Source organism: Denitrificimonas caeni DSM 24390 (assembly GCF_000421765.1).
In the GTDB taxonomy this organism is placed as follows: domain Bacteria; phylum Pseudomonadota; class Gammaproteobacteria; order Pseudomonadales; family Pseudomonadaceae; genus Denitrificimonas; species Denitrificimonas caeni.
Window position 1 is genome coordinate 1 of sequence record NZ_ATXQ01000021.1, and the last position, 2,973, is coordinate 2,973.

At 41.3% G+C, this 2,973-nt stretch carries 4 protein-coding genes; all 4 read left to right on the top strand.

Going from position 1 to position 2,973, the window contains the following annotated elements:
* Positions 1 to 123: 123 nt before the first annotated feature.
* The 4 genes from H591_RS0114445 to H591_RS0114460 all read left to right on the top strand — a co-directional run bounded on the left by H591_RS0114445 (position 124) and on the right by H591_RS0114460 (position 2,883).
* Positions 124 to 612 carry a hypothetical protein gene (locus H591_RS0114445; RefSeq protein WP_156853238.1) on the top strand — a complete coding sequence of 163 codons (489 nt, stop codon included), beginning with the start codon at positions 124 to 126 and terminating at the stop codon, positions 610 to 612.
* A gap of 109 nt (positions 613 to 721) precedes the next feature.
* A complete protein-coding gene (locus H591_RS0114450) occupies positions 722 to 1,480 on the top strand; it encodes a hypothetical protein (protein WP_022967669.1) in 759 nt (252 codons plus the stop codon).
* A 94-nt stretch (positions 1,481 to 1,574) separates the two neighbouring features.
* Positions 1,575 to 2,192: a DUF6338 family protein gene (locus H591_RS0114455; RefSeq protein WP_022967670.1), complete on the top strand. Its 618-nt coding sequence runs from the start codon at positions 1,575 to 1,577 to the stop codon at positions 2,190 to 2,192.
* A gap of 208 nt (positions 2,193 to 2,400) precedes the next feature.
* Positions 2,401 to 2,883, top strand: coding sequence for a P-loop NTPase fold protein (locus tag H591_RS0114460; protein WP_169337564.1), 483 nt, complete (start codon positions 2,401 to 2,403; stop codon positions 2,881 to 2,883).
* The last annotated feature ends 90 nt before the right edge of the window (positions 2,884 to 2,973 follow it).

The following is a 2,973-nucleotide window of genomic DNA, read 5'->3' on the forward strand; positions in this document are numbered from 1 at the left end:
GAAATTTAAAGAGATTTGAACCGCCGTGGTACGTGACCCGTATGCCCGGTGGTGTGGGAGGAGAGACGTCGTGAGGCGTCTCCCTATCCCAATTAAGTTACTTTCCTCGCCATGGAGACTATTTTGGAAGCTGAAAAAATCATATTTCTGGGGTTGGAGGTAAAAGATATTATTTCTATTGGGGCATTAGGTATTGCTTTCTTAGCTCTATTTATTGCTCCAATAGTAAATGCCAGGATTTCAAAAAGACAGGTTATTGCCCCTATGCGCCAAGCTTGGATAAATAGCTTGCGTGATAAAATTTCAGAAATTTTGGCAATTGTATCGATTAATAGGCTAAATTATTGCCCGTCTACGCATTGGAATGATGAAAGAAAAGAAAAAGCTAATAAAAGAGATCTCGAAAATTATGAGAAGCTAATGTTGCTAGAGGCTTCGATTAGCTTACATATTAATGCCAGTGAGTCCGATCATACGGATCTTGTAGAACTAATATCTATCGTTGTTAAACAGTATCATGATTCTTTTGTATCTGACGAAAACAAAACGAAGTTGCTTGAGCTAAGTCGGAAGGTACTTAAAGATGAATGGGAAGCTACCAAAAAGACGTAACTTAACAATACGCTCAAGTACGTTCCCGGCCTACGGCCGTACACCGGATGCCCTTGGCAGGGCGCCGCTTAGTAAAGCGTTATGCAGTATGTCATCTAGGGAGTAAATTTTGAGTTCAATTAAAGATCACCTGTTTGAGGTTCAAAGCGAGCGAGCAGAACAGTGGATTCGTGAAAGGCTTAGTGATGAGCAACTTGATGAGGACTCAGAAGAGTGGCAGCAATTGGCAAGTGACTATTCAGATTATCAAGATCATTTGTCGGACGAAGCCGAATGGGCAGCCGAACTAGAATGGTTAAAAGAAAATGGCTCGTCCAATATACACAAGTTTTTTTCAGATGAATTGAATGCGCTAAAAATAATGGCTGAAAGTAATTTAGGTCATTCCAAAAAAATGGCGTTTATGTTGCACTCAAATATTATTGTAAAAATGTCGTATGCCTATGCAGTGACTCTTTTGGAATCATTTCTAGGTGACACATTAAAAGCCCTCATTACCGAGCGAGAAGAGTTTTTGAATAATGCAATTGGAAATGTGGAAGAAGTAAGTAAAGCGAAATATTCAATTGCAGAACTGGCTGAAACAGATTTAAGTATTTGCAACTTGGCTTTAAAACACGTTAATGAAATATTGTTTCATAATATACCTAAAGTGAAGAGGATTTATGAGCAAGTTCTTGGGGTGAAATTACAACTCGATATCTCTAGGGTTTCTAGAATCACTGCCCTACGGCACGATATTGTGCACAGAAATGGTTACAGTAAAGATAACAAGCCCATCGATGTAAATGCTCAAGACTTTTATCAGGCAATAGAGGATATCAAAGAGTTTACGTCCTCACTGCAAAAACAGATTAATGCGCTATAGCTTGCATAACAAGGCCAGGCACGGCGACGGTTTTTTCGTTGCGGCTTCGCCTTCACTACAAAACCGCGCGTGCTGGCAGCGTTAGCGAGGATCTATGGTCGACGGAGTATCTGGCAATATAATCGATTTGGTTGTTTTTCTTCTGCCGGGTTTTGTGTGTGCGTGGATATTTTACAGCTTGACGTCTCATCCCAAGCCTCATCAGTTTGAGCGAATTATCCAAGCGCTGATTTATACGTTTATTGTCCGTGCAATTGTTATTGCTACTGAATGGTTATTTACAGTTATTGGAAATAATTTATTCAGTATAGGTCAATGGGATAAGTCCGCAGAGACATTTATCTCACTAATTATTGCGCTTTTTTTGGGAGCTATATTTGCTTACTTGGTGAATGCAGATGTACTTCATCGCTATCTACGCAAAATCAAACTTACTACAAGAACATCTCATCCATCTGAGTGGTTCTATGTTTTTTCAGAAAAGATAACTTTTGTTATTTTGCATCTGCATGATGGCAGAAGATTGTATGGTTGGCCCAAAGAATGGCCCCTTGAACCTAATAAAGGACAATTTTATATCATGCTTCCTTCTTGGATTGCGGACGATGGGAATGAAACGCATCTTCCTGAATTGGACGGTGTGCTCATAAGAGCTGAAGATGTTAAGTGGGTAGAGTTTTTGAGAACCGAGGAGAAAGCAAATGACGAATAGACACAAAGGCTCCAATCCACCTCCGCCATCCAACGGTCGAGGTAGAGAACAAGCTAATACTAACCCGCCACCGACATACATAAGACCAACTCCACCTGCTAACCCACCACCACCTACAAATGAATCAGGTCGCTAACAAGTGCAGTCAAGGGACGCTCCTAACGTTGCACCCCTGCTGCAAGCGTTAGCAGTCAAAGGAAAGAATCGAGTGATACTAAAAAGTCGTGATATTGAAATTATTGAAGACGACCCATATCGAAATGACGCACTGAGTCGCAAAGAGAGTGGAGAAGCGCTAACAGAGTTCGTCTTGTCTGCAAATGACTCGGTGGTGGTTTGTATTGATGCTCCATGGGGACAAGGAAAGACTACATTCCTTAGGATGTGGGAACAGCATTTAAAGAATAACGATATACCAACGATCTACTTCAATGCTTGGGAAAGTGATTTTTCTGATGATGCTCTTGTATGCCTTATAGGGGAGATAAGTGCATCGATAACTGAACTATCAAAAACCGGTGACGAGTCAAAGGCTAGAGAATACCTTAAAAAAACTAAAGATATCGGTATTGCACTTTTAAAGCGCTCGGTTCCTGTTGCGGCCAAGATTGCAACGGCTGGTGTATTAGATCTTGATAAGGTTACTGAGCAGGCACTTGCAGGGCTAGCCGAATCGATAGCAAAAGTGTAATCCCCCCATTTTCCACAGTGCTCATTTGTAGAATTTAAGCTGCCTGTAATAACTGCCTTGGCGGTACTCCTCCGATAGCAGTGTGAGGGC